The 26,419-nt window shown below is 60.9% G+C and carries 26 protein-coding genes; 7 read left to right on the top strand and 19 right to left on the bottom strand.

What is annotated here, in order from left to right; all coding sequences use genetic code 11:
* Positions 1 to 58: 58 nt before the first annotated feature.
* The 3 genes from L4923_RS02810 to L4923_RS02820 form a co-directional block, all read right to left on the bottom strand.
* Positions 59 to 865 (bottom strand): 3'(2'),5'-bisphosphate nucleotidase CysQ, encoded by an 807-nt coding sequence (locus L4923_RS02810; RefSeq protein WP_239361890.1) that lies wholly within the window; start codon positions 863 to 865, stop codon positions 59 to 61.
* Positions 852 to 2,195, bottom strand: coding sequence for a TldD/PmbA family protein (locus tag L4923_RS02815; protein WP_239361891.1), 1,344 nt, complete (start codon positions 2,193 to 2,195; stop codon positions 852 to 854). Before L4923_RS02815 ends, L4923_RS02810 begins: the two co-directional genes overlap by 14 nt.
* A 115-nt stretch (positions 2,196 to 2,310) precedes the next feature.
* Positions 2,311 to 2,637, bottom strand: a complete 327-nt coding sequence (locus L4923_RS02820) for a winged helix-turn-helix transcriptional regulator (RefSeq protein ID WP_239361892.1) — start codon at positions 2,635 to 2,637, stop codon at positions 2,311 to 2,313.
* A gap of 128 nt (positions 2,638 to 2,765) precedes the next feature.
* Between L4923_RS02820 and L4923_RS02825 the strand changes: the two genes are divergently transcribed.
* From L4923_RS02825 to L4923_RS02835, 3 genes are all read left to right on the top strand, one after another.
* The gene (locus tag L4923_RS02825) at positions 2,766 to 3,032 is read left to right on the top strand and encodes a hypothetical protein (protein WP_239361893.1); all 267 of its coding nucleotides are present in this window, start codon (positions 2,766 to 2,768) and stop codon (positions 3,030 to 3,032) included.
* Positions 3,029 to 3,397 carry a hypothetical protein gene (locus L4923_RS02830; RefSeq protein WP_239361894.1) on the top strand — a complete coding sequence of 123 codons (369 nt, stop codon included), beginning with the start codon at positions 3,029 to 3,031 and terminating at the stop codon, positions 3,395 to 3,397. The genes L4923_RS02825 and L4923_RS02830 overlap by 4 nt, the downstream gene beginning before the upstream one ends.
* A gap of 100 nt (positions 3,398 to 3,497) precedes the next feature.
* Complete coding sequence (locus L4923_RS02835) at positions 3,498 to 3,914, top strand: VOC family protein (protein WP_239361895.1); 417 nt, start codon at positions 3,498 to 3,500, stop codon at positions 3,912 to 3,914.
* 21 nt (positions 3,915 to 3,935) lie between these two features.
* On the opposite strand, the gene L4923_RS02840 is transcribed toward L4923_RS02835, so the two are convergent.
* From L4923_RS02840 to L4923_RS02860, 5 genes are all read right to left on the bottom strand, one after another.
* Positions 3,936 to 4,772 carry a patatin-like phospholipase family protein gene (locus L4923_RS02840; RefSeq protein WP_239361897.1) on the bottom strand — a complete coding sequence of 279 codons (837 nt, stop codon included), beginning with the start codon at positions 4,770 to 4,772 and terminating at the stop codon, positions 3,936 to 3,938.
* On the bottom strand, positions 4,769 to 6,118 hold the full coding sequence (locus tag L4923_RS02845; protein WP_239361898.1) for a M16 family metallopeptidase: 1,350 nt from the start codon (positions 6,116 to 6,118) through the stop codon (positions 4,769 to 4,771). Before L4923_RS02845 ends, L4923_RS02840 begins: the two co-directional genes overlap by 4 nt.
* 3 nt (positions 6,119 to 6,121) lie before the next feature.
* Positions 6,122 to 7,426 carry a M16 family metallopeptidase gene (locus L4923_RS02850; RefSeq protein WP_275448233.1) on the bottom strand — a complete coding sequence of 435 codons (1,305 nt, stop codon included), beginning with the start codon at positions 7,424 to 7,426 and terminating at the stop codon, positions 6,122 to 6,124.
* 172 nt (positions 7,427 to 7,598) lie between these two features.
* Positions 7,599 to 8,153 (bottom strand): 16S rRNA (guanine(966)-N(2))-methyltransferase RsmD, encoded by a 555-nt coding sequence (gene rsmD / locus L4923_RS02855; protein WP_239361900.1) that lies wholly within the window; start codon positions 8,151 to 8,153, stop codon positions 7,599 to 7,601.
* On the bottom strand, positions 8,153 to 10,189 hold the full coding sequence (locus tag L4923_RS02860; RefSeq protein WP_239361901.1) for a pseudouridine synthase: 2,037 nt from the start codon (positions 10,187 to 10,189) through the stop codon (positions 8,153 to 8,155). Before L4923_RS02860 ends, rsmD begins: the two co-directional genes overlap by 1 nt.
* A 233-nt stretch (positions 10,190 to 10,422) precedes the next feature.
* Between L4923_RS02860 and L4923_RS02865 the strand changes: the two genes are divergently transcribed.
* Entirely contained in the window at positions 10,423 to 10,869 is a 447-nt protein-coding gene (locus L4923_RS02865; RefSeq protein ID WP_239361902.1) for a nucleoside deaminase, read from the top strand.
* A 124-nt stretch (positions 10,870 to 10,993) separates the two neighbouring features.
* On the opposite strand, the gene L4923_RS02870 is transcribed toward L4923_RS02865, so the two are convergent.
* The 3 genes from L4923_RS02870 to L4923_RS02880 form a co-directional block, all read right to left on the bottom strand.
* Positions 10,994 to 11,674: a hypothetical protein gene (locus L4923_RS02870; RefSeq protein ID WP_239361903.1), complete on the bottom strand. Its 681-nt coding sequence runs from the start codon at positions 11,672 to 11,674 to the stop codon at positions 10,994 to 10,996.
* A 191-nt stretch (positions 11,675 to 11,865) separates the two neighbouring features.
* Complete coding sequence (ileS, locus tag L4923_RS02875; RefSeq protein ID WP_239361904.1) at positions 11,866 to 14,802, bottom strand: isoleucine--tRNA ligase; 2,937 nt, start codon at positions 14,800 to 14,802, stop codon at positions 11,866 to 11,868.
* 291 nt (positions 14,803 to 15,093) lie between these two features.
* On the bottom strand, positions 15,094 to 15,903 hold the full coding sequence (locus L4923_RS02880; RefSeq protein ID WP_239361905.1) for a MipA/OmpV family protein: 810 nt from the start codon (positions 15,901 to 15,903) through the stop codon (positions 15,094 to 15,096).
* 171 nt (positions 15,904 to 16,074) lie between these two features.
* Here L4923_RS02880 and L4923_RS02885 point away from each other — a divergent pair, with 171 nt between their 5' ends.
* Positions 16,075 to 16,638 (top strand): HdeD family acid-resistance protein, encoded by a 564-nt coding sequence (locus L4923_RS02885; protein ID WP_239361906.1) that lies wholly within the window; start codon positions 16,075 to 16,077, stop codon positions 16,636 to 16,638.
* Between the two features lie 96 nt (positions 16,639 to 16,734).
* On the opposite strand, the gene L4923_RS02890 is transcribed toward L4923_RS02885, so the two are convergent.
* Together L4923_RS02890 and L4923_RS02895 are read right to left on the bottom strand one after the other, a co-directional pair.
* Positions 16,735 to 17,718: a bifunctional riboflavin kinase/FAD synthetase gene (locus tag L4923_RS02890; RefSeq protein WP_239361907.1), complete on the bottom strand. Its 984-nt coding sequence runs from the start codon at positions 17,716 to 17,718 to the stop codon at positions 16,735 to 16,737.
* Between the two features lie 10 nt (positions 17,719 to 17,728).
* A complete protein-coding gene (locus L4923_RS02895; RefSeq protein ID WP_239361908.1) occupies positions 17,729 to 18,589 on the bottom strand; it encodes a TIGR01459 family HAD-type hydrolase in 861 nt (286 codons plus the stop codon).
* A 294-nt stretch (positions 18,590 to 18,883) separates the two neighbouring features.
* On the opposite strand from L4923_RS02895, the gene L4923_RS02900 reads away from it, so the two are divergent.
* On the top strand, positions 18,884 to 19,468 hold the full coding sequence (locus L4923_RS02900; protein ID WP_425530901.1) for a LysE family translocator: 585 nt from the start codon (positions 18,884 to 18,886) through the stop codon (positions 19,466 to 19,468).
* Positions 19,469 to 19,490: 22 nt separating this feature from the next.
* Here the strand turns inward: L4923_RS02900 and L4923_RS02905 are convergent, their stop codons facing one another.
* Complete coding sequence (locus tag L4923_RS02905) at positions 19,491 to 20,309, bottom strand: DUF2189 domain-containing protein (protein WP_239361910.1); 819 nt, start codon at positions 20,307 to 20,309, stop codon at positions 19,491 to 19,493.
* Positions 20,310 to 20,524: 215 nt separating this feature from the next.
* On the opposite strand from L4923_RS02905, the gene L4923_RS02910 reads away from it, so the two are divergent.
* A complete protein-coding gene (locus tag L4923_RS02910) occupies positions 20,525 to 21,013 on the top strand; it encodes a CAP domain-containing protein (protein ID WP_239361911.1) in 489 nt (162 codons plus the stop codon).
* 80 nt (positions 21,014 to 21,093) lie between these two features.
* Here L4923_RS02910 and L4923_RS02915 read toward each other — a convergent pair whose 3' ends face one another.
* The 5 genes from L4923_RS02915 to L4923_RS02935 all read right to left on the bottom strand — a co-directional run bounded on the left by L4923_RS02915 (position 21,094) and on the right by L4923_RS02935 (position 26,411).
* Positions 21,094 to 22,626: a DHA2 family efflux MFS transporter permease subunit gene (locus tag L4923_RS02915; protein WP_239361912.1), complete on the bottom strand. Its 1,533-nt coding sequence runs from the start codon at positions 22,624 to 22,626 to the stop codon at positions 21,094 to 21,096.
* 269 nt (positions 22,627 to 22,895) lie between these two features.
* Positions 22,896 to 24,077: an HlyD family secretion protein gene (locus L4923_RS02920; protein ID WP_239361913.1), complete on the bottom strand. Its 1,182-nt coding sequence runs from the start codon at positions 24,075 to 24,077 to the stop codon at positions 22,896 to 22,898.
* On the bottom strand, positions 24,074 to 24,511 hold the full coding sequence (locus tag L4923_RS02925) for a MarR family winged helix-turn-helix transcriptional regulator (protein WP_343302641.1): 438 nt from the start codon (positions 24,509 to 24,511) through the stop codon (positions 24,074 to 24,076). The genes L4923_RS02920 and L4923_RS02925 overlap by 4 nt, the downstream gene beginning before the upstream one ends.
* A gap of 271 nt (positions 24,512 to 24,782) precedes the next feature.
* The gene (locus L4923_RS02930; protein WP_239361917.1) at positions 24,783 to 25,307 is read right to left on the bottom strand and encodes an OsmC family protein; all 525 of its coding nucleotides are present in this window, start codon (positions 25,305 to 25,307) and stop codon (positions 24,783 to 24,785) included.
* A 168-nt stretch (positions 25,308 to 25,475) separates the two neighbouring features.
* A complete protein-coding gene (locus L4923_RS02935; RefSeq protein WP_239361919.1) occupies positions 25,476 to 26,411 on the bottom strand; it encodes a bifunctional helix-turn-helix transcriptional regulator/GNAT family N-acetyltransferase in 936 nt (311 codons plus the stop codon).
* Between the last annotated feature and the right edge of the window lie 8 nt (positions 26,412 to 26,419).

Here is a 26,419-nt window from a genome sequence, read left to right on the forward strand (position 1 = left end):
ATGTGATTTGGTGCTTGGTCTAGACCAAAGCCGCTAATTTTGGAACCTATGAAACGCCTCAGCCTGCGTGGCCGGAAATCACGCCGGCCATCATGGCAAGCATTTCGCCGCTTCCGGCGGCCAAGGCGCCGTGACTGACTTTTTTCTTGGCGAAGGCGGGCGTAACGCCATGACTGTCGATCAGCTGCCCGCCGGCTTCGCGCAGAATCAGCTCTGCGGCGGCGATATCCCAGTCATGGGCATTCGGCTTGACGAAGGTGGCGTCAAGCCTGCCACCGGCAATCATCGCCAGCCGGTAGGCCAAGGAAGGGATGTAGGCGGTCCGCTTCAACCGCCGCTGCCAAGCTTGCGGCACAAGGTCCTGCAGTGCTTTCGGACCTGCCAACTCGGCGATGTCCGGGATGTTGCGGACCTGGATGCGCTTCCCGTTGAGGAATGCCCCTGCACCGGGCGTCGCCCAATAGGTTTCGTGTGCCGCCGGACATTCGAGCACGCCGGCAATCGGCTTGCCGTCTTCGACTACCGCCACACTGACGCACCAGAACTTCTGTCCGTCGAGAAAGCCTCGCGTGCCATCGATGGGATCGACAACAAAGATGCGGCGAGCGCTCAGGCGCTCCGGACCATCAGCCGTTTCCTCCGATAGCCAGCCGTAGTCGGGCCTCGCCGCCAGCAGCGTGTCGCGCAGATAGGTGTCCGCGGCGTAGTCCGCTTCGCTGACCGGAGAGGTGCCGCCCTTCATCCACACTTCCGGGTTCTTGCCGAAATAGCGCAACGCGATAGCACCGGCCTCGCGCGCGGCAACCCGCAACAAGGCAAGATCTTCATTGGCGCTGGCAAGCCCGGCTGGGTCAACTTCCGGCAAGGGTCATCCCTTCGACAAGCAGCGTTGGTGCAGCCGTGCCGTATTCGCGGTCGAGATCGTTGGCAGGCACAAGCCCCAGGAAGATCGTTTTCAGGTTCGAGGCGATCGTCACCTCCGATACGGGATAGGTGAGTTCGCCGTTCTCGATCCAGAAACCCGAAGCCCCACGACTGTATTCGCCGGTCACCATATTGACGCCCTGGCCAAACACTTCGGTGACATAGAAGCCGGCCTTCAATGCACCAATCAGTTCCTCCGGCGAGCGCTCGCCCGGCTCGATGGCTACGTTGGTGGAGGACGGTGAAACCTGCGAACCGCTACGGGCGCCGCGTCCGTTGGTAGTCAGCCCAAGCTCGCGCGCCGCCGAAGTCGACAGGAACCAGTGATTGAGCACGCCCTTCTCGACCATCAAGAGCTTCTCACCGCCCACACCCTCGCCGTCGAATGGGCGCGAGGCCTGGCCCCGCCGGCGCAACGGCTCATCGGTTACTGTGATCGCAGCTGACGCCACTTGCTTACCCATCATATCGCGCAGGAATGAAGTCTTGCGCGCCACCGAAGCGCCATTGATGGCACCGGCGAGATGGCCGGCGATACCGCGCGCCACGCGCGGATCGAACACAACCGTCACCGTGCCGGTTGGCACCTTGCGTGCGCCGATGCGCTTCACCGCCCGCTCGCCTGCGTTGCGGCCGATCGTTTCGGGATCATCGAGATCGGCGAAATGCAGGCGCGAAGAATAGTCGTAATCGCGCTCCATGCCCGTGCCCTCGCCCGCGATCACGCTGGCAGACCGCGAGAAGCGGGTTGCGGCGTACTGACCAAGGAAGCCGTGCGATGTAGCGAGAACCAGCCCGCCCATGCCGGCACCGGCGGCGCTACCTCCGGAATTGGTCACGCCTTTGACCGCAAGGGCCGCCTGTTCGGCGGCAAGGGCATCCTCGCGCAGCCGATCGGCTGAAATTTCCGTCTTGTCGAATAGGTCGAGATCGTTCCTTCCGTTCGCGAGAAGCGAGGGATCGGCGAGGCCTTGAAATGGGTCTTCCGGCGATACCTTGGCCATCGCCACCGCCCTTTCAGCCAGGGACTTCGGATCCGAGGCCGCGGTTGCCGAAACCGAGGCGACACGATTGCCGACAAAAACGCGCAGCGACACGTCTTCGCTCTCCGAGGCATTGGTGTTTTCCACCTTGCCGAGCCTGACAGACACACTGGTCGAGCGGCCGAGCACCACAACAGCATCTGCTGCATCAGCGCCGGCCTTCTTGGCGGCGTCGACGAGCGCAGCGACGCGATCGGTCAATTTCGAGGTGTCCAGCGTATCGGCCATGCTTGTTTCCTGCTTTCCGCGACCACGCATTTGCGGGACCGTCGTAGCTCCATCTATTGTCCCTGCCCGGTCCGCGCAATGCCGAAAGCCAATCGGCCGCAGTTCGCAGTGGTGGTCATGCCTCCGCCTCAACGCGCCCCTGAAACCGTTCACTCCAACGGCACAGTCCCTCTGCACTTGCGCAAAGGGCAGTGCCGCTTTCGGTCAGCGAATAGACGACCTTGGCAGGCAATCCCGGATAGGCTTGCCTTATCACGAGCCCGTCGACCTCCATTTCACGCAACTGTTGCGCCAGCATCTTTTCGCTGATGTCCGGAATGGAATGGCGCAGGCGCCCGAACCTGCGAGGCGCCTGCGAAAGGGCACACAGGATATCGATCTTCCATTTTCCCGCGACCAGTCTCATCGCGGCCGAAAAACCATTCTCGAACGGCTTGTTCATACCAATTCTCCTCACCAGGGGGTAACCACTTACGCTTCCGTGCGTATTGGCCTCGTCCCTTCCACCTCATAGCTCTCGGCCAGCCGCGAGAGTGCCGCTTGTTCAGCGCAAGGATATGGAGTGTCGCAATGAAGCCTGCAATCACTGTTTGGGGAACCGGACATACGGGCTCCGCAGCTGGACGGTCGGCGGCGGACGGTGAAACGCTTTCGTCGCTCTCTCCGCACTACAGCGCTTTCCAGCATCTCGTGGAGTTGATGGAGGTGCGCAACATCGATCGTGCCGTGGCCGAAGGGTATGATGCCATCTTCCGCCGAGCGATTGCAGCTGGCCACCTGCATGACGTTTCGCGGCGTTGTCACAGTTTATGGGAAAGGTCGGATAAATGTCCTTGACGCATCTCGTCGACACATATTGCGCATCCTGGTCCGACCAGAATGCCGCACGGCGGCGGAGTTTGCTGTTATCGGTGTGGGGCGACGGCGCGACCTATACGGATCCCACAGCGCATACAAACGGGGCAGACGAATTGCTCGCACACATCGCGGGAATCCAGGCGAGATACCCGGGTGCCCGCATCTCGCGAACAAGCAGCGTAGATGTTCATCACGGAATCGCGCGCTTTACCTGGAGGTTTGTTTTGGCAGATGGATCGTTTTTTCCCGAAGGTCTCGACATCGCCTTCCTCGACGCCGATCAGGCGCGCATAACCCGCATCGTCGGCTTCTTCGGCCCACTGGCGACAACGTTCCCAACGTAGCTCCGGTCGGCGTACACATGACCAAAGGTCGATGTTTGCTGTTGGCTCTCGCATGTGGTTGTGTCTGCGATTTCCAGCCCCAGACACGAAAGGTCGATTCATGACTCCCTTCCACCTCGCCTTTCCGGTCCGCGATCTGGACGAGACACGCGCCTTCTATGGCGAGGTGCTTGGCTGCCGCATAGGCCGCTCGTCTGACACCTGGGTAGATTTCGACCTATACGGCCATCAGATGTCCGCGCATCTGCGTCCGACCGTAGCCAGCGCTCAGCGTGATGGCGCAGTCGATGGCATCGTCGTGCCGATCCCGCATTTCGGCGCGGTGCTTTTGATGGACGAGTGGGAAAAGCTCGCTGCCCGCCTCGAGGCGCGCGACGACATCGACTGGCTGGAGCGGCCGATGGTGCGTTTCAAAGGTCAACCGGGCGAACAGGCCACGCTGTTCATCCGCGATCCTTCCGGCAACGCGCTGGAATTCAAGGTTTTCCGTTCGCTGGAACAGGTGTTCGCACACTGACTCCGAGCGAAGCCGGAGCTATCAAGCGCGCTCGCGTCGCGCCTCCAGTGCGGTCTCGACGGCACGCTTCACCTCATCCTTTACAGCCACCGTTTCCGCCATCACCGCATCGATCTTCATGAAATCGAGTACGCGAAAGCGGGAAACCGGCGGGCGTATCAGGATGTCCGGGCTGCACTGCGTCAGCTTGTTGGCGATGATCGACTGCATCAGCAACTGGGTTGCGCCGAACATCAGGTCGATCGAGGTCGGCCTTTTGCTGCCCTCCTCCGGACCGCCGACGACGTCGACTGCAATGGTGATATCGGCCGCCCCTTCGAGCAGGTCAAACGGCACCGGATTGTAGATGCCACCATCGATCAACACACGACCATCGCGCACGACCGGTCGGAACACGGCAGGGATTGCGGCAGACGCCGCCAGCGCCGAACGCAGTTCACCGCTGTCGAACACGGCGAGCTTGTGGCCGAAATAGTCGGTTGCCGTCACCTTGAGCGGAATTTTCAGCTCTTCAAAACTGGCTGGTACGATTTCCGGCAAGAAGGCCTTGAGGATACGCTCCACATTGAACTGTCCGAGCCGAAGCCCGCCTTCCATCGCCTCGGCAAGGGTTCCGGGGCGCGCTCGCCACATCCGGCTCGCCACCTGAGCGCGTGTCCCGAGGATCGAGCGTGCGTAATCATGGATGTCGCGGCCGCTCATACCGGAGGCGACGCCTGCCCCCATCAGCGCGCCGATCGACGAGCCAGCAATTGCTACGGGCTTGATGCCGAGCTCATCCAGCGCCTCGATAACGTGGATGTGTGCGAGGCCGCGCGCGCCGCCACCGCCAAAGGCAATGGAAAAGGTCGGGCTCAACCCTTACCCCCCATGGCCGGTCCCACCACGAGGATCGCCGGATCGGCTGACAGCAGTTTCTTGGCCACGGCCTTCACCTGATCGAGGGTCACGCCATTGATATAGGCGGTACGGCGCTGGATGTAGTCAATGCCCAGCTTGTCGAGTTGCAGTTCCACCAGCGTATTGGCAATCGAACTCGACGAATCCAGATTGTTGATCGCGTATGCGCCGATCAGGTTCTTTTTCACCGCCGCCAGTTCCTGTTCGGTTGGCCCCTCAATGGCCAGACGCTGCACGACATCGCGCACGATCTTCAAGGTCTCGGCAGCGCGGTCCGAACGTGTCGCGGTGCCGACGGTCAACAGCGCCGAGTAACGACGATCGACCAGCGACGACGAAACGCCATAGGCCAGTCCACGCTTCTCGCGTACTTCCTGATAAAGACGTGACGTATAGGCCTGGCCCCCGAGGATCTCGTTCAGGAGTGCGGCGGCATAAAAGTCCGGCGCCTCGCGCGCGACACCTGGGAAAGCCCATTGCAGCGACGTCTGCGGCTGGTCGTAGTTGACCTCGATGGTTTGGCCAAGCTTGACATCGACATTCGCAAGCGGCCGCAATTGCTGCTTTTCCGGCAGACCACCGAAGATTTCGTCGAGCTTGCGCTTCAATGTTTCAGCGTCGATCGCGCCGACAACCGCGACATGCAGACCATCGCGGCCGAACATCGCTTTATGGAACGTGCGCAAGTCTTCCTGCGTAACTGCCGCCACGCTCTCCGTGGTACCGTTTTCCGAGTTGGCATAAGGATGGTTGCCGTAGAGTGCCTGACGCCATTTCGCCTGGGCGATTGTTTCAGGATTTCGTACGTTGGACTCGATGCCGGAAATGATCTGCGCGCGGATGCGCTCCACCGGCGCCGGATCGAAACGCGGCTTTTCGATTGCCAGCTTGAGCAGCCCGAGCGCATCGTCGCGCTTCTCTGCCAGCATGCGCATTGTGCCGTAGAAACCGTCGCGGCTCTCTTCGAAACTCATCTCCGCGCCGACATCGTCGAGCTTGATCTGGAAGGCATCACTGTCGAGATCGCCGGCTCCCTCATCGAATAGGCCGGCCATCAGATTGGCCGTGCCTTCTTTGCCGACAGGGTCCTGGCTGGCGCCGCCATCGAAGACGAAGCGTATGGTGACGATCGGCACGGTGTAATCTTCAACCAGCCAGGCGGTGATGCCTTTGTCGGACTTCACTTCCTGGATGGTCATAGCAGCCGAAGCGGTAAACGCGGGCAGGACGAACAAGATCAGGCCAAGCAGCAGGCGAACCGTCAGGCTGATCGTGTTGGCATAAACGGAGGTCGATCCCGGCATCGCTCAGTTCTCCGCCTTGGGCAAAAGATAGCCCGTAACCACTTTATCGAGGAGCAGGTAGCGCTGCGCAGCGGCCTTGACCTCGTCAGCGCCTACCTTGCGGATGCGCTCCGGCCATTCTTCGACATCCTTGATCGTGCCGCCGGTCGTCAGCACATTGCCATAGATGTTGGCCATGGAATCCTGGCGATCGCGGGCGAAGATCATCGAGCGGATATAGCGGTTCTTCGCCCGCTCCAATTCGTCCGTGCTGACGCCGTCGCGCGCGATCTTTTCGATTTCAATACCTACGGCTTTCTCGACATCGGCCAGCTTGGCGGTGCCGCGCGGCGTGGCATAGGCGGCAAAAACCGTATCATCCAGCGCCCTGCCCTGGAAACCGGCGCCGACGCTAGCCGCGATACCCTGTTTTACGACGAGTTCTTGATAGAGGCGGCTGCGCGAGCCGCCGCCGAGGATCTCACCGAGCAGGTCGAGCGCTTCGGCCTCACCTGATTTGGCGGTGTTGTAGGACGGCACGACCCATTGCATGGAGAAATTCGGTACGCTGACGCGGGCATCAGCGAGCGTCACCGAACGTGCCGTTGTCTTTTCCGGCTCTTTCGGGCGCACGCGAGGTGGCAGATCCGGCCCGCGCGGCACCTTGCCGTAGTACTCTTCCGCCAGCTTGCGCACGGCTTCAGCGTCGACATCGCCGGCAACGATCAGGACGGCATTGTTCGGCGCGTAATAGCGGTCGTAGAATGCCTTCGCGTCGACCCGGTTGAGCTGTTCGATCTCCTGCATCCAGCCAATAACCGGGATGCGGTAAGGCTGGTTCATATAAAGTGTTGCGTTGACCGCCTCGTCGAGCTGTGCCTGCGGATCATTGTCGATGCGCGAGCGACGCTCCTCCATGATGACATCGCGCTCGGTGGCCACAGCCTCATCGCTCAAGACGAGATTGCGCATCCGGTCAGCCTCGAAGCCCATCATCTGGCCAAGCGCCGATGGTGGCACCGTCTCGTGAAAGGCTGTGAAATCATAGGAGGTGAAGGCGTTGTCGTTGCCGCCGATATCGGCGACAGCCTGATCCAGCGCACCGGCTGGATGATTGCTGGTCGCCTTGAACATCAGATGTTCGAAGAAATGCGCGATGCCGGACTTGCCGGGCGGTTCGTCGGCGCTGCCGATCTTGTACCAAACCATGTGGGTGACAATGGGGGCACGGTGATCGGGGATGACCACCACTTGCATACCATTCCCCAGCGTGAACTGACTGATCGTGTTTTCGACTGGCGCCTGCTTGGCCAGCGTCGGCGTTGTCATCAATGCGATCAACGACGCTGCCAGCATCATGCGGCGGGGCCAATCTTTTCGAACTCTCACTGACCGCTCCGCTTTGCTGCAACCATGCGTCTTCGTCGATTCCGTGCCTCTTATGCTCGTCTTGCCGCAAATATGGGCCGAAGTCAGGCCACAGCGCGCGAAAGGCTCAAAGTCAGTTAGCTCCAATAAAGCGGATGACGGTTTCGCCGTAGTTGCGTTCATCGATCACCGAAAACCCCTCGTCCAGTTGGAAAGGTGCTCCAGCAGCTTCCTCGACGACACAAAGCGCGCCCGGTACCAGCCAGCCTCCAGCGCGCGCCGATCGCAGCGCCTGTTCGCCAAGTCCTTTGCCATAGGGCGGATCGGCAAATAGCAAGCCGAAAGGCGCCATTGTGCCTGCCTCTCCGAGTTTAGTTGCATCGCGGCGAAAGATCTTGGTGCGGCCGGTAAGACCGAAAGCCTCTACGTTGGAACGAATAAGCCCACGCCCCTCCGCCGATTCCTCGATGAAAACCGCATAGGAAGCGCCACGCGACAATGCCTCTAGCCCGAGCGCGCCGGTACCTGCGAAGAGGTCGAGTACCCGCGCGCCTTCCAGCTTCTCGCCGAAACGGTGCATCAGCACGTTGAACACTGCTTCCCGTGCGCGATCGGTGGTCGGGCGAATGGATTGGTCGCGCGGCGTCGCCAGGGGCCGCCCGCGAAATTCACCACCGACAACCCGCATCAGCGCGACCTTGGGCCTTTGCCCGGTCCCTTGCCGCGCGGTGCACCGCCCTTGCCGTCGAAGGAGCGACCACGCGGGCCACCTTTGCCGGCATCGGACTTCTCGGGCCGTTCCGTCTTGGCGCCCTGCGGTCTGGCGCCCGGCGCCATCCAGACATTGGCGCGACGCTGACCTGGCGGATCGATCGGCCGCTGCTCGCGCTCTCCCTTCTTTGGGCCACGCTCGCCGAAGCCTTTGCCGGCACCACCTTTGCCGAAACCGCTACGATCCGGCTTGGTCGACAACTTGCCAAGCGCTTCGTCACGGCTGTCTTCGCGGCGCTTGCGCGCCTTGATAAGGCCGCCCTCGCCGATTGGACGGCGATCGCCGTCGCGCGTTGGTCGAGCACGCGGCGCCTCTTCCTCGCGCCGCTCGGTGCGGCGCACCGGCTTGTTCGAAAAAGGCGTCGTGATATCGGCGTCGAAATTGGCGCCGGCTTCCTCGATCAAGGTCTCGCCGAGTTGTTCGCGCAGCGTACGGCCCTTTATCTCCTGCACATGACCTTCCGGAAGCTCGCCGAGCTGGAAAGGACCGTAAGAAACGCGGATCAGCCGTGTCACCTCGAGGCCAAGCGCGCCGAGGATGTTCTTGACCTCCCGGTTCTTGCCTTCGCGCAGACCAATGGTCAGCCAGGCATTGGTGCCTTGCGTACGCTCCAGCGAAGCTTCGATGGCGCCGTAGAAAACGCCGTCGACGGCAATGCCGTCCCTGAGGTCGGCCAGCGCCTGTTCCTCGACCTTGCCGTGCACACGCACACGGTAGCGTCGCAGCCAGCCCGTGGCAGGTAGTTCCAGTACGCGCGACAATCCACCGTCATTGGTGAGCAGCAGCAGGCCCTCGGTGTTGATGTCGAGTCGGCCGATCGTCATCAGCCGCGGCAGTTCGGACGGCAGCACGTCGAAGACGGTCTTGCGGCCTTCCGGATCGCGGTTGGTCGTGACCACACCTGCCGGCTTGTGGAACAGGAACAGGCGGGTGCGCTCGATCGGCGGAATTTCCGTGCCGTCGAGGTGGATAACGTCACTCGGTGAGACGTTGAAGGCAGGCGAGGTCAGCATCTGGCCGTTGACTTTGACTCGTCCGGCCGCGATCAGTTCCTCGGCGTCGCGTCGAGAAGCGATGCCGGCGCGTGCCAATCGCTTTGCGATACGCTCGCCGGTCTCGGCGGTTTCCGCCGGAGCATGAGAGCGCGCGGCAGATTCACGACGCGGTCCCTTGTCGAAGGGGCGCTTCGAACCCTCACGTTTCTGGAACGGCTTGCGTTCACCGTCGAACTTCGAGCGCTCGAAACGACGTTCGCCCGGCTCGAATTGACGGTCGGAGCGCTCTCCCTCGAATTTGCGTTCGCCACGTTCAAAGCGACCGGGACGTTGATTGCCGGCACCTTCCCGCTTCTCATAGGGCTTGCGGTCCGAACGAAAGCCGCCTTCCGGCCGCGCACCACGCGGCCGATCACCACCAAAGTCGCGCTTCGGGCGCTCACCATCTGCTGCACGGTCTTCGCGCGGAGCGTAGGATTTGCGCGGACCGTCTCGCTTGACGAAGGGCTTGCCTTCACCACGCGTGCCCTTTTCGAAGGGCCGCTTGCCACCTTCCCGCTTCTCGTATGGCTTACGATCTTGCCGGAATCCGCCTTCCGAGCGAGCACCACGAGGACGATCGCCGAAATCGCGGCGTGGCCGCTCGCCCTCAGCCGCCTCTTCCCGCGGTGCATAGGGCTTGCGCGGACCGTCGCGCTTGACAAATGGCTTGCCTTCACCGCGCGCGCCTTTCTCGAAGGGTCGCTTGCCGCCGTCCTCACGCTTCTGCCAAGGCTTGCCGCCACCAGGTTTGAAGTCGCTGCGCGGGCGCTCGCCTGTTGCCCGGTCGCCTTCTGCACGCTTGGCGAACGGCTTCTTGCCGAAACCAGGCTTGCCGGCCTTGCCGGAATCGTGGCCGCGGGGGCCGTCTGCTCTGGAGCCGCGCGACCGCGGCGGCTTGTTGTTTTTGTCGTCCATCTTGCCTTGCTCGCCGGAGCGGAATGCGATCAGCCTTCCGCTCCATCTCCTAAATTTGTCGCACGGTCACGGCGTCGCGCGTCGGCAACGACGCGTCAGGACGCTGTAACGCTTCTGTTGTGCGCGTGATCCTGTTCGAAAATCGATATCGGTTTTCGAAGTCGCGCGCTAGATAACAGGATCGCTGCCGGGTGGCGAGGACTATTCTGAGCTCATCGAGGAGCAGAAACAGCGTGAGACGACCGGATTTCATGGCAGCCGCGCTAAAGGAAGCAGAGGCGGCTGCGGCACGCGGCGAAGTGCCGGTCGGCGCAGTCATCGTGCATGGCAACGTGATTGTCGCTGCTGCCGGCAATCGCACACGCGAACTGTCGGACCCGACCGCGCACGCGGAGATCCTGGCGATCCGCGAGGCCTGCCGGAACCTCGCCAGCGAAAGACTGACCGGCCATGACCTCTATGTGACGCTGGAGCCCTGCGCTATGTGTGCCGGTGCAATCTCGTTCGCCAGGCTGCGGCGGCTCTATTTCGGCGCCGCTGACGAAAAAGGTGGCGCAGTCGTCAACGGACCGCGTTTCTTCGCGGCTCCCACCTGCCATCATGTTCCCGATGTGTATGCGGGATTTGCAGAAACGGAAGCCTCGGCCATCCTCAAGGACTTCTTCCGGGACCGCCGTTAATACGGCAGCGGTTCTCCGTTCGAAATTGTCTCACACTGACAAAAATGAACGGGCAGTATTCATTCCAACAAAAAAGCCGCTGGCAGAAGCAGCGGCTTTTTATCATGCAGGTTTTTTCAGAAGCCTAGTTCCACCAGTCGAACCAGCCCGACTTGCCGCTCTTGGCCTGGGCTTCCTTCTTCAGGCGCCGTTCTTTCTTGTATTCGTCCTCGCCAAGGTCTCCCTGCGGCGCGGCATCCGACGCTGTACGATAGGCGACGGGCGGGTCGGTAAGGAACCTGCGCGACGTTGGCGTGCTCTGTTGGCTCGCCGCAACACGTTTTGCCACTTCGGCGCGTCGGGCGACGGCCTGGCCGCTGTCCGGAGGAGGCGGATGGCTCGAACCCGATTCAGCCATGGCCTTGCGCACGGCAACCGGATCGGTCTGTACGTCGTCGGCATAGATGCCGGGCTCGTAATTCGGATTGTTTTCATTGGCGGTCGCCTCGGCGCGCAGGCGTGCGCGCTTCTGTTCCGGCGATTCCGGCCATTCACCACCAGCGGTCTGGGTGATCGAATCCTGCGGCGCAGGCAAGGCCGCTTGCGTACCAGGCTTCGGCTTCACCAGCGTCGCGCGCGGTTTGTAGTCGATATTGTTGCGCTTGGGCGGACGCAGCGAGATGGCGTTCGAAAGATCGCCGAGCAGTTGTTCGTCCGCAGGCTTGTCGGTGCCATAGGTTGGCGACCCGACACAGCCGGAAAGCGCCAGGCCAGACGCCATGAGCGGCACGAGGACCAGCGCGCGCGCGCGGTATCTATCGGTCATGCTGATTTTTATCACTCTCGACCTCTGGCCAGCCCCGGTGGCCCGGCAATGAACTCTAAGCGCTCATTCAACGGGAATCCGGCGATAGTTTGTCATTGTTCTTCGTCGGAATGTGGGGTCTTTACCTCAACACCCCGTTAAGGGCAACGCCGGCCACTGCACTAGAGCCGGCGGTGCAAGGCATCAAAAGCCTAGAGACGGCCGAGCACTTTCAATTCATGAAGGGCTGCCGCGTCGCGCGCCGAAACGTCCGGATAGACCGCATCCGAACCGACATCGGCAGTGTAGCGCCAGGAGCGGGCGCATTTCACGAGGCCACGATCCTCGGCCTTGGTGATCACCACGGCAACGCCCGCAACCTCCCGCAACGCAAAGGCATCTGCCGGTGCCGTGTCATGCGAGACGACAAGATCAGACGTGATGCTGATCTCGGCAAGGTCGATGCCGGCAAGCGCGGCTTCCAGGCTGGCATCTGCGAGATAGACCACCGGCACCGCTTCCAGCGAGGAGCCGATCGTCTTCTTGGCGCGCTCCAGTTCCAGCGCACCGGTGACGACGCTGCGCACCTGACGAATCTTGCGCCACTTTTCGGCCAGCGCGTCGTTGCGCCAGCCGGAAGGCACCGCCGGCATCTGTTCCAGATGCAGCGATTCGGCTTGTGGATTGCGGTCCAGCCAGGCCTCTTCGGTCGTGAAGGGCAGAAGTGGCGCCAGCCATTTCACCAGGCAATCGAAAAGGTGGCGCACCACCTGTACCGAAGCCTTGCGCTTCACGCTGGATGGCGCGTCGCAGTAGAGCGCATCCTTGCGGATGTCGAAATAGAAGGCTGAGAGTTCAACAACCATGAAGTCGAGCAGCGAACGCGTGATGCGTTTGAACTCGAACGCATCGAAGCCGGAGCGCACCAGTTCATCGAGTTCGGCGAGCCGGTGCAGCATCAGTCGCTCCAGTTCCGGCATCTCGGCGACCGCTACTTCGGCACCATCATCATGTGCCAGCGTACCCAACATCCAGCGTATGGTGTTGCGCAGCTTGCGATAGGCGTCGATGTTGGTCTGCAGGATGGTCTTGCCGAGCCGCTGGTCTTCCCAATAGTCGGTCGTCGCCACCCAAAGCCGCAGGATATCGGCACCCGACTGTTTGATGACGTCCTGAGGCACCACGGTGTTGCCGAGCGACTTCGACATCTTGCGGCCTTCTTCGTCCATGGTGAAGCCATGGGTGACGACCGTGTCGTAAGGCGCCCTGCCCCTGGTGCCGCAGCTTTCCAGCAGCGAGGAATGGAACCAGCCACGATGCTGGTCGGAGCCCTCCAGATAGACGTCCGCCGGCCATTTCAAGTCGGGACGATCCTCCAGTGTGAACGTATGGGTCGAGCCCGAGTCGAACCAGACGTCCAGGATGTCCATGACCTGCGTCCACGGCTCATTGGCGCGCGAGCCGAGGAAACGCTCGCGCGCGCCTTCGGCGAACCAGGCATCCGCCCCCTCCGTCTCGAAGGCCTCGACAATACGGGCATTGACCGACTCGTCCTTAAGCACATTGCCGTCGACGTCGGCGAAGACAGCGATCGGCACGCCCCAGGCACGCTGGCGCGACAGCACCCAGTCGGGGCGCTCCTCGATCATGGAACGAAGGCGCGTCTGGCCGGCTGCCGGGACAAAGCGCGTGTCATCGATCGCCTTCAGCGCCCGGCTGCGCAGCGTGGTGCCGTCGCCAAGTTCCTTGTCCATATAGACGAACCACTGCGGCGTGTTGCGGAAGATGATCGGCTTCTTCGAACGCCACGAGTGCGGATACTGATGCTTCAACCGTCCGCGTGCGAACAACGCATTCACCGCGATCAGTGCCTCGATGACGGCTTTGTTGGCGTCGCCCTTCTTGCCGTTGTCGTCGATGACGCGCGCAGGCCCACCCTCGCGATCCGGACCGAAGCCCGGCGCGTCCTTGGTGTAGAAGCCGGCGTCGTCGACCGGGAACGGGATCGCAACGTCGATGCCCTGCTTGCGCAACTCCGGGGCAGCATCCATCCAGGCCTCGAAGTCTTCGCGGCCGTGGCTGGGGGCTGTATGCACGAATCCGGTACCGGCATCGTCGGTGACGTGATCGCCGGCGACCATCGGCACGACGAAATCATAGCCGCCGCCAAGGCCTTTCAAAGGATGAGAAAGCGTAAGCTTGCCAAGCGCTTCCGCAGGGACATTGCGGAGCCGCTTCATGCTCACCTTCGCCTTCGTGGATGAATCCCCGGCAAGCGTGTCAGCAAGGATCAGCTTCTCGCCCGGTTGAGGACCGAAGTCGTTCTCCGCCGACGTGATCTCGTAAAGGCCGTATGCGACACGCGGCGAATAGGCGACAGCGCGGTTGCCGGGGATCGTCCAGGGCGTGGTCGTCCAGATCACCACATGCGCGTCGGCAAGATCTCCGGTCACGTCATCGACCGGGAATTTCACCCAGATCGTATCACTTTCGTAATCCTGGTACTCGATTTCGGCCTCGGCCAGCGCGGTGCGCTCCACCACCGACCACATGACCGGCTTGGAGCCGCGATAAAGCTGGTCGCTGGTCGCGAACTTCAGCAACTCGCCGGCAATGCGCGCTTCCGCATGGAAGGCCATGGTGGTGTATGGGTTGTCGAAATCGCCTACGACGCCGAGCCGTTGGAACTCGTCACCCTGGACCTTGATCCACTTTTCGGCATACGCGCGGCACTCCTGGCGGAAAGCCACCATCTCGGCGGGCTGCGTGAGGTCCGGCTTGGACTTGCCCTTGGAGCGGTAATTCTCTTCCTCGATCTTCCATTCGATCGGCAGGCCGTGGCAATCCCAGCCCGGCACGTAGTTGGAATCGAAACCGCGCATCTGGAACGAGCGGACGATGATGTCCTTCAAGATCTTGTTCAGCGCATGCCCGATATGGATGTTGCCGTTGGCATAGGGTGGACCGTCGTGCAGGACATATTTCGGTCGGCCGGCAGAGGTTTCGCGCAGGCGCTTGTAAAGGCCCATGTCCTGCCAGCGCTTGACCAGCACCGGTTCCTTTTCCGGCAATCCGGCGCGCATCGGGAATTCCGTCTGCGGCAAATAAAGGGTCTTCGAATAGTCGAGGGTTTCAGCTTTGTCGTTCATCGATCTGCCATATGCGTTGCCCGTCGGCAGCGAGCCCTCGGGCGTTGAACTAAAGCAATTCCCGGAAAAGTGTGCAGCGGTTTCCGTCCGGAATTGCGTAATCAAAGAGTTCTGGAAAAAGGGCGAAGGTTGCCCACGCAAAAAGTCCCGGCGGCTCCGACGACCTCAGGCCGTCCGGAACACCGGGCCACTAATTCGTATCGCAATGCCGCGAACGCGCGAGAAAGCTGTCATGGCCGCGCTTTTAGCGGATAAGCTGACAGGAATAAAGCGCTTCCCTGCCGCATTCAGCTAGAGTTTAAAATCGAAGCGATAGCTGGTCGAAATACCGATCGTGAACTGGTCCTTCGAGCCGTTCTGCCTGACCAGGCTGGAATCGGCAGCCGGACCGGTAAGGCGGCTGTATTCGCCGAATAGGCTCGCAGTGATGGGATCGGTCACCTTCCAGGTGACGGCACCACCGACGCCAACGGATTTCAGGCCGCCGCCGGGCTTGTATTCGGCAAGACCCGTCGCCACGGATTCCGCAGCATTGACACCATAATAGGCATCGAAATAGCTGGCCGAGGCGAACGACATGCGCGGACCGCCGGAAATGCGCACCTCCGGGGTAACGTCATAGAAGGCATCGGCCGCGAAATCGGCGACGACGCCGTGATGCGCGCGGAACCCTTGTCGGACCTCGCCGCGGACACGCAACCATTCCAGCGGATAGAATTCAGCGAACCCACCAACTTCGCCGCCCCATCGCACCGGGTCGAGCCCTTCCAGCCCTTCGGTGTCGCTGTCGCGACGCAGCAACAGCTTGCCGTTCAGACCAGCGCGGAAATTTCCGTTGTCGTAGAGGCCGAGCGAAATATTGTCGTTACGCGAGGAAAAGCGCGTGTCCCCGCCGGCCTTGCCGAGAGAGATGATCGGCTCTGCGCCCAGCAGATATTTCTTTCCGCCTTCAAAATTCGGAGCGACGAGGCCGGTGACGCCGACCTCCAGATACCAATCGCCGCGAATCCAGCCGAAGAAATCACCCTCGGCGCGTGCGCTGACCGGCGCAAAGAGGACAACAGCGGCAATGGCCGCCGGAAGGGACTTTGCAGGACTCATCACAACACCATGCACAACTCACCGTTGCGTTGTCTATGCGGGCCTGTTGGTAAAATTTGATTTAAATCCCCGATTTTCAAACACATTCGGTTTCAGCTCCGTCACTGGACGTCATATTGGCACAGAGTTATCGTCCGCCTTGTGACAGGCACAATCTTGGAGAGGACGGCCATGACTCTGCCCACGGAAGAGCTGAAGAATGTAATCGGCGAAGCCCGTTCCAAATGGGGATGGTTCGTGGCTCTCGGCGTCTTGTTGCTGGTTTTTGGTGGTATCGCCTTCGGCAATCTGTTCATTGCGACGGTCGCCTCGGTCTACTTCGTTGGCTGGTTGATGCTGATGGCCGGCGCCATCGAGGTCATCCATGCTTTCGGCGTGAAGACCTGGGGACGTTTCTTCTACTGGCTGCTCAATGGCTTGCTTTATGCCGTCGCCGGCTTCTTCGCCTTCTACAACCCGCTCCTGGCGTCAGCCGTATTGACCCTCCTGCTTGCGATCGCACTCGTCGCGTCGGGCCTGATCAGAGCGACCATCGGCTACCAAAATCGTGCCGAAAAGGGTTCGGGCTGGATTATAGCCGGAGGTGTGGTTACCGCGCTCGCTGGTCTGCTGATAGCCCTGCAATGGCCGGTCAACAGCCTGTGGGTGCTTGGACTGTTCCTGGCCATCGACCTGGTTTTCCAAGGCTGGACCTACATAGCATTTGGCCTTGGATTGAAAAACAGCCGCGCCTAGGCTGGACGGGAAAGCCGGAAACGATTTTCGGCACGTGCGATACGCTGGTTCAGAAAGTATCTGGAGAACGCCTCGTCCGGATGAAGGCGCGGCGCTCTAGAATGCGATCTTCGCGTCGAGGGTAGACAGCGGCCTGACACCGGCCAGAAGCGCCCTCGCCTCAGCCTCGTCGCGCTTCATCTGGGCGACGAGTGGATCAAGTCCTTCGAACTTCACCTCGCCGCGCAGATAGCCGAAGAACGAAACCTCGCAAATCTCGCCATAAAGACCGTTCGAGAAATCGAAGAGGAACGTTTCGAGCAAAGGGGCGCCGTTGTCGTCCACAGTCGGACGACGGCCGAAACTCGCCACGCCATCATGGATCGAGCCATCCTGTCGACGAAAGCGGACGGCATAAATACCTTCCTTTAGAGTGGTTTGGGACGAAAGCTTCATATTCGCTGTCGGAAAGCCTAGCGTGCGGCCGAGTTGCTGCCCGCCGATCACTTCACTCTCGACCGTAAAGCGATAGCCGAGCAAGCCTGCTGCCTCTTCCGGCTTGCCTTCCGCGAGCAACCCGCGGATGCGGCTGGAGGAGACTACCTCGCTGCCCTCATCGCAGAATGCCTCGACCTGCACGACGCCAAAACCGTGACGTTTTCCTGCCTCAGCTAGAAAAACCGGGTTGCCCTGGCGGTCCTTGCCGAAATGGAAATCGAAGCCGGTCACCGCACAGGAGATGCCGAGATTGTTCTCCAGAATGTCGGTGATGAAGGATTCGGCCGAACGCTGCGAGAACTCACGTGTGAATTCCTGTTCGATCACCGCGTCGAACCCCAGATCGGACAGGAGCTTAGCCTTCACCGGCGGCGGCGTTAGAACGAAAAGCGGCACATCCGGCCGAAAGACCGCACGTGGATGAGGTTCGAAGGTAAGCACCAGCGCCGGGACGCCGCGTCGGCGGGCTTCGTCGAGAGCCTGCTGAAGCACGGCCTGGTGACCGCGATGCACGCCGTCGAAATTGCCGATCGCGACCACGCCGCCTCGCAGACGTGCCGGCAGCACCGTGTCGCCCGGAATGCGCTCGAACGGCTTATCCATGCCGGCCTTCCTATTTCAGCCGCGGCATGACGGCAACCGGCCGATAGCCGTGCTTTCCGAGGAAGGCGGCAAGCTGCACCGGATCGGGCTGCAGTGGATCGCCATAGTCCCGGGCGTGAATACCTCCGGAAACATAGAGCACATCGAAGCCATTATCGGCCCCGCCCTTCACGTCAGTCATCATGCCGTCGCCGATGGCTAGTGCGCGGCTGCGGGGAATGTCACGGCCGAGCACTTCCGCTGCGGCCTGCATCGCGGCCGCATAGATCGGCGCGTGTGGTTTACCGGCGATCAGCGTGCGGCCACCGAGCTGCGCATAGTCTCTGGCGAGTGCGCCGGCGCACCAGATCAGCCTTTCGCCGCGCTCGACGATGATATCGGGATTGGCGCAGATGAACGGGAGATTGCGGGCACGCAACCTGGTCAGCATCTCTTTGTAGTCTTCCGGCGTTTCCGCCTCATCGTCGAAAAGACCGGTACAGACGACGACCTGCGCCTCGAATTCCTCGACGATTTCCACGTCCAGCCCGTCATAGATGTTCATGTCGCGGTCAGGACCGAGGTGGAACACTTTGCGCGGGCCCTCTGCGATCAGATCGCGCGTAACGTCGCCGGAGCTTACGACACGATCGAATGTGCCGTCCGGTACGCCGATCAGTCGCATCTGCGCGATCACATCGGCGCTACGTCGAGGCGAATTGGTGATCAGCACAACTGCAACGCCTGCCTTGCGCGCTTTGGCCAAGGCAGCGGCAGCGGCCGGAAAATGCGTCTCGCCATTATGAACCACCCCCCAGACGTCGCACAAAAGCGCGTCATAACGGCCGGACATTGCGGTCAAGGTCTCGATCGTCTCAAAAAGTTCCGTCATGGTATCCCAGGGAAAGGCAGCGGTTGGGTTTCCGGCCGTTGGCGCTTGAATTTCGAACACGGCCGGGACGGCCCGGATTAGCCGAAGCCTTTCCGCATGTCACCAGCTTTTGCCTAAACATGACAATGGCCATGGGGGAACCGGAACTGGCGCAATCAACCGACGAGACATGCCCTTGCGAGACACACGGCAAAGATGCAGTTTCCGCCGGCGCTGCCAGAGTGGCGCTTCTTTTGGGGGACAAGCGTGCCCGATACCGCCAATCACATTGCCTTCGCGCTGATCTGCCTCGGCATGGTGCTGACGCCCGGCCCGAACATGATCTATCTGATCTCGCGCTCGCTCTCACAAGGAGCAAAAGCAGGTCTGATCTCACTCGGCGGCGTCGCCGTTGGCTTCCTGTTCTATGTGTTCTCCGCGGCCTTCGGCATCACCGCCCTACTGCTGGCAGTTCCTTATGCCTATGACGCCTTGCGATTGGCCGGCGCACTCTATCTGCTCTATCTCGCATGGCAGGCGCTTCGACCCGGTGGGCGTTCGCCCTTCCAAGTGCGCGAACTGCCACGCGACCGGCCGCGCAAGCTTTTCATGATGGGGCTGATGACCAACCTGTTGAACCCGAAGGTCGCGGTGCTTTACCTGTCGTTGCTGCCGCAGTTCATCGACCCAGAAAAGGGCCAGGTGCTGTCGCAGCTTCTGGTGCTGGGCGTGACCCAGATCGCGATCAGCCTGTCGGTCAATGCGATCATCGCCATTACAGCCGGTTCGATAGCGGTGTTCCTGGCAGGCCGCCCGCTGTGGATGCTGATCCAGCGTTGGCTGATGGGGACGGTGCTGGCAGCGCTGGCTGTTCGGATGGCGACCGAAAGCCAGCGCTAGGTCATTACCGACCGACTGATGCCTACATCGGCCGCCGGTCTGCCCTCGGTTCCGGCTCCACTACCTTGCGGTAGAGATGCCAGGTGGCGTGACCGAGGATTGGCATGACGATGGCAAGACCGGCAAAGAGCGGGATCGAGCCGATCACCAGTAGCACAGCCACGATCAGGCCCCATGCCAGCATCGGTACCGGGTTCATGGCAACAGCGCGGACCGAGGTTTCGGTCGCCGAAACCACGCCGACATCACGGTCAAGCAGCAGCGGAAAGGCGATCACCGTGGTGGCCAGAACCACGAGCGCGAAGAAGAATCCGACAATGTTGCCCCACAGGATCAGCCCCAGACCATGGCTGGTCGTCAGGACGTCGCGAACGAAGGTTCCCATCGAAGTCGGCGGCTGCTCGCCGAAATAGGCCGTATAGATGGATTGCGCGGTGAACAACCACAAAAGGAAGATTGCCATCAGCATGATGCCAATGACCGCGATGGACGGCAGCGCCGGCGAATGGCGCACATCAAATGCCCGCTTCCAAGAGGTATCCATACCGCGTTCGAGCCGCCGCGACATCTCGTAGAGACCGATCGCCGCGAATGGACCGACCAGCGCAAAACCGGTCATCAACGGATAGACGAGTTGGATGGCATTTGAACCGGACGACCACTGCGTCAGGATCAAACCCACGATAGGATAGATCAGGCCAAGGAAAACATAATGCGATGGCTTGGCCCAGAAATCCTCGGCGCCACGCCTCAATGCATCGAAAAGATCCGAAATGGTGATACGACGCACAGTCGGCAGTTCGAGCCCGTGTGCGCCAGCCATGACGTGAAAATCGGCCATTACCTTCCTCCCGGGGGGTTGGAGGGCGGTCATCGCCAGGATGGCCGCCCGTGGCTGCCACTCAATGAACGCGGGGAGACTAGCAGTTTTCGGCCAGATTGTCGCGCTGCCCCGGTCACAGATTGTTGAGTTCGGACAGGTCCTGCCTGCTAAAAGCCATGATCGCCATTATGCAGGACAAGACAGCCCTCTCTCACTCCGCTCGCAGCCTTATCATGCCTGTTTCTCAACTCGATCGCCGCATATTCATCACGGCCGCCTGCGGCGGTCTCATTGGCCTCCTCGCGGGCTGCGGCACATTGCGCCCCACCGGACAAGGCGGTGGTGCATCCGTGGCTGCGTCCGGACTGGTCGGAAAGATCCGCTCCAGCGCTGGATTGCCTGATATGGCCCCGGACTCGCAACTCGAGCAAGCTGCCTTGCAGCAGGCGCGCTATATGGCTGGCGCGGGTCGGATGGAACACACAACTGGCTGGGGCAAGGATTTCGCTTCGCGTGTTTCCGGCAACGGCATCGCAGGAGCGGCGGCCGAGAACATCGCGCAGGGTCGCATGGACCTCACGCGCCTGTTCGACATGTGGATGAATTCACCACCGCACCGCCGCAACATGCTCGACCCACGCTTCACACGCTTCGGTCTTGCCTATGTGACAGACGCCAAGCGGCCGGATTGGCGCTACTGGGCATTGGTGATGGGGAAATGACGAGCGAATAGTGATTAGAGAGTAGCGAATAGGGCGCAAAACTCGCCCTGCTCACTATTCGCTACTCTCTATCTCGCTACTCACTCCATATGCACCGCCGGCGCACCGCCCGCGGGAGCCTGCTTCGGTGATCTCAGCAGCAGAAGCAGCGGGATCGCACATGCGGTCACCAGTGCCATCAGCTTGAAATCGGAGACGTAGGAGATCATCTGCGCCTGGATATTGACCATGCCATCGACCTGCGACAACGCGGTCCGATCACCCATCGCAGCCGTCGGATTGGCCGCCCAGAACGTTGGGTTGAACGGGTTGATGAAGGCCGACAACTCGACGTGATTGATCTGGGTATTCTGCGTCAGCACCGCAGTAAAGGCTGAGATGCCGATCGAGGAACCGATGTTGCGCACCAACGTGAACAGCGATGTCGCGTCCGGCAGATTGCCCGGGTTGAGCGTCGAAAACGCCATCGTCGAAATCGGCACGAATACCAGGCCGAGCCCCAGGCCCTGGACTACCCCCGACGTGACGATCGGCCAGGCATCCATCTGCGGCGTAAAGCCGGACATCATGTAGAATGAATAGGCTGTGAGGAGCATGCCGAAAAAGATCAGCTTCTTCGGATCGATCATCTTCATCAGTCGCCCGACCGCCAGCATCGAGATCATCGTGCCGACGCCGCGAGGCGCCATCACCATGCCCGTCGTCACCGTCGGGTAACCGAAAATGGCCGACAGCATCGGCGGCAGCAGCGCCATGCCGGCAAGCAGGATGACGCCGATGATGAAGATGAACACCAGTGCCGCCGCAAAATTGCGGTCACGGAAGATCTTGGCGTCGATGAACGGTCGCTCCGCAGTGACGGTGTGGACGATGAACACCCAGAAACCAATCAGCGCGAGGCCGGTTTCGATCCAGATTTCGGTTGAAGAAAACCAGTCGGCGTCAGGTCCACGGTCGAGCATCAGCTGCAACGCACCGACGCCGAGCGACAGCATGGCAAAGCCGAAGAAGTCGAAACCGCGCAAGCGCTTCGGGATACTGGGCAGGAACGCCGCCATACCCAGGAACGCGACGATACCGACCGGCAGGTTGATCAGGAACACCCAGCGCCAATTGTAGCTGTCGGTCAACCATCCACCCAAAGTTGGCCCGACAACAGGGCCGACCATGATGCCGGCACCCCAGATCGCCATTGCCTGCCCGCGTCGCTCCTTGGGATTGATGTCCATCAGGAAGAGCTGCGAGAGCGGCACGATCGATGCTCCGAACACGCCCTGCAGCAGGCGGAACAGCACCATTGTCTCCAGGCTCCAGGCGATACCGCACAGCAGCGAAAAGACGACGAAGCCGACTACCGAACCGAGGAACAGCTCCTTGCGACCGAACTTGTCGGATAGCCAGCCGGTCATCGGCGTAACGATGGCAGCGGCGACGATATAGGAGGTCAGCACCCAGTTGATCGTATCGGGAGAAGCTCCGAGGTCACCCGACATCGACGGCAGAGCGACGTTGGCGATGGTGGTGTCCAGCACTTGCATGACCGTTGCCGCCATGATGGCGACTGTGGCCAGCCCGCGGTTCGGGACTTCGCGAAAGGTTTGCTCTGCACTCATGGCAATATCGTCCAGTTGGAATGATCGGCGCCGATGTTTCCAAGTGGCTTTCCGGGCGGCAGGGCAAACCCAAATGGGAAATGCCGGCCGTTTTGGGGGTTTAACGGCCAGCGCCCGCATTGAGGCGCCTGCCACCCGGAAACCTGGTGCGGGTCGGGACGAGAGTGGACTGGCCGGGCGACGTCGTTTTACGCCGCGACGACCTGCTTATCCGTCCTGCCTCGCCGGCAAACCGATCCTCCTCGTCAAACTAGGTTCAAAACACCGGTTTATTTGGCCTCGCCTGCAAAGGCGTGGCCGAACAGACCGCCAAAGCCGCGCGAAACACCGGTATCGACCGTGACCGACGCGCTCATGCCGGCGCGCAGGGCCAGATCCGCATCTTCATTGTCCAGTTGCAGCCGTACCGGAATGCGTTGCGTCACCTTCACCCAGTTGCCGGTCGCATTCTGAGCCGGCAGCAGCGAAAACTGTGCGCCTGTGCCTGCGCCGATCGCCTGGACAGTGGCCTCGAAGGTCTTGTCCGGATAGGTGTCGAGCACCACCTCGGCTTTCTGGCCGGGCTTCATGCGAGTGAGCTGCGTTTCCTTGAAGTTGGCGTCGATCCAGGTGTCCCCGGTTTCGACCAGCGCAAACAATGGCGTACCAACGCTGACATACTGGCCGACCCGGAAGGACGCGGCCTTGTAAGCGACACCATCGTCGGGAGCCCTGACAGTCGCTTGCGAAAGATCGAAAGCAGCCTTGTCGCGGGCGGCAAGCGCGGCCAGCACAGTCGGATGCTGGTCCGTGGCGATATCGGGATTGCCATCAAGGGCAGCCTTGGCGCTATCGATGCCCTGAGCGGCAACGGAAAGATCCTGTTTGGCTTTGTCCAGGTCATTACGGGCCTGGTCGAGGGTGGATTGCGGGTTGATGCCCTTCTTTACCAGGTCGACGGCGCGGTCATATTGCGATTGTGCATAGGTGACTTCGCTCGAAGCCGACAGCTCCTTGGCCTGAGCCTGGCGGTAGGAAGAACGCAACTGCTCGACGCTGAGCCGGGCATTGGCAACCGCGGCGTCGGCCTGCGCGAGAGCGATTTTGTAAGGTTCAGGATCGATGGCGAACAGCACATCCCCCCTCTTGACCGGCTTGTTGTCGGCAACGTTCACTTCAACGATACGGCCTGGAACATTGGCCGCGATCGAAAGCGTCGCCTGCTGCAGATTGGCGTTTTCAGTCTCTTCATAACGGCCACCGGTCACCCAGTAGTAGCCACCAGCGGCCACCAGGACGAGTGGCACCGAAACCATCAGGAAAAAGCGCAAGCCGCGGGATTTCTTTTTCTGCGACACCGCCAGCGTCTCTACCGGAGGCGGAGCTGCGACTACCGGCTGGGTGGCTGGTGCAGGCTGCTCCATCTCGAGCTTGGCAGCGTCTTTCTCATCGATCTTGGACACGGCGTTCATTGGTGTGCGCTTTCTAAGGTCTTGGCTTCGGTGCCGTCTTCAACGTCTTGGGAGGACGTTATGCTGTTGTTCAGGTTCTCGATGACCCTCTCGAGCCCCTGCATGATGATCTTCTGGTCAGCCTTCGAAATGCCGGCGAATGCCTCTTCGGTCACCTCGCCCGCAAAACTCTTCACATACAAAAAGGCTTCCCGCCCGAGTTCCGTGAGGAAGATCGCCCTTACGCGGCGGTCGCTGGCGTCGGGCCTCCGTTCAACCCATCCGCCCTGCTCCATGCGATCGAGCATGCGCGAAACGCTGATCGGCTCGATCTCCAAAAACTCGGCGATACGCGCCTGCGTTGTCCCTTCTTCCTTGGCGACCGAAAACAGCAGCCGCCATTGGGCGGCGGACAAGCTGGTGTTCACCGCCATCTGCTCAAGGCGCTTGCGCAACAACCGGCCCACTGTGTGGACCAGAAAGCCAAGCGTATGTTCCGCGTTCGAAGTCATAAGCGCGATATATAATAAGCATGCTTACTATTCAAGCTGATCACCAAAGACGTGATCGGGCAAATTTGCATGGCAGTCATGCACAAGCGCTCGAGCATGCTGACGGGGATGCATACGTTCAACACCATGAAAAAAGGGCCGATCCCTTTGGATCGACCCTGACAAATTTCAAATCTGGACTAAGGCCCGACGGCGTTCTGGCCAGGTCGGCGCCCTACTCCGCCGCGACCTGCTGTACCCTCCTGGTAAGCTGCAGTTCGACCGGCGTGGGATTGCGCAAAATGTCGAGTACCGGACAATGGCGGTCGACAGTTTCCTTGAGCCGAGCGATATCTGCTTCCGGCGCAGGACTATCGATAAAAACTTCCGCCCGGACGTGTTGGTAGCCCGGCCGCACATTGGAATCGACACTGAAGAACCCGCGCAGATCGACATCGCCGCTCAACTGAACAGAAACGCTGTTCAGCGGAATACCGAGCGCATCCGCATAGAGCCGATATGTGATCTCCTGGCATGAACCCAGCGCCGCCAGAATATACTCGACCGGGTTTGGCGCCGTATCCTGGCCTGCCAGCGCCGGTGGCTCGTCCACACCAACGCTGAACTGACGGATCGCCACGTTTGAACGAAAGCCGTCGGCGAGTTGCGAGTGCGCTTGAAAAGTCGCCGTCGCCTGGCTGGCATCGGCGCCGAGCGCGCTTTGCGTGTTGTTGAAAACATCCTTGAAGCGAAAAGCCATCACTCACCTCCAGCTCGATTGCACCGAATGGTTGAAGTTTCGCGCGTCGGCTCGCCCGGGAAAAGCAAAGTGATGCCCCGTGTATGGCAGGCACAGGGATGGTCGTTCGCTCGGCACTGGAGGAACAGAACAATGTTGCAGCCCTGCCCTCGTTCGCCGCGGACAGGCTTAGAGTTCGAGGTTCCAGATCTGACCGACAAGGTCCTTGCCGAAGGACGTGTGGCGCTCCTCTTTGACCAGCTTGAAACCTGCAGTCTGGTATATGCGCCGTGCCGCAACGAGAATGTCGTTGGTCCACAAGGTGAGCGTCTTGTAGCCGCGCGAGCGGGAAAAGGCGATGCATTCATCCACCAGTCGTTGGCCAATGCCAAGCCCCCGTGCAGCCGGCTCGACATAAAGCAGCCTGAGCTTTGCCACATCGTCGGATTGGTGGACGGCGAAGATCGAACCGACCACTTCGCCGTTGCGTTCCGCAACCCAGGCGCGCTCCTTCTTCGGATTGTAAGACTTGACGAAACCGGCGAGGATTTCGGCTACCAGCGCTTCATAGGTTTCGTCCCAGCCATACTCCTGCGCGTAGAGCAGGCCTTGTCGGTGCGTAATCCAGCCGACATCACCGGTCTGCAGCGGTCTCAAGATGTAAGGTACCTTGGGTTCGCCCCCCTCGCCCAATAATCGCATGATCGTCATCATAGACGTTACCAGCGTTTCACGCTGTTCGGCCGGCAGCCGATCGAGCATGACGCCGATCTCGCGGTTGGACGCTTCATCCAGACCGGCGAATGCCTGCCTGCCCGCCTCGGTCAATACGATTGCAGACTGCCTGGCATCGTCGGCCTGCGCCTGACGCTGTACGAGGCCACGCTCCTCGAACTTCTTCAGCATGCGGCTGAGATAGCCGGCATCGAGCCCGAGCTCACGCCCCAATTCAGCCGCGCTCTGACCGTCGCGCTGGGCAAGATCGAACAGGACCCGCGCTTCGCTCAGGGAAAATGGGCTCTTCAGCAGCACTTCCTCCAGCAGGCCGATCTGGCGCGTATAAAAACGGTTGAACGCACGCACGCAGGCAACTTCCTCGTTACGGGGGCTGGAAAAAGCAGACATGAGAACCT

The sequence above is a fragment of the Terribium retamae genome (genome assembly GCF_022347545.1).
GTDB classification, from domain to species: Bacteria; Pseudomonadota; Alphaproteobacteria; order Rhizobiales; family Rhizobiaceae; genus Mesorhizobium; species Mesorhizobium retamae.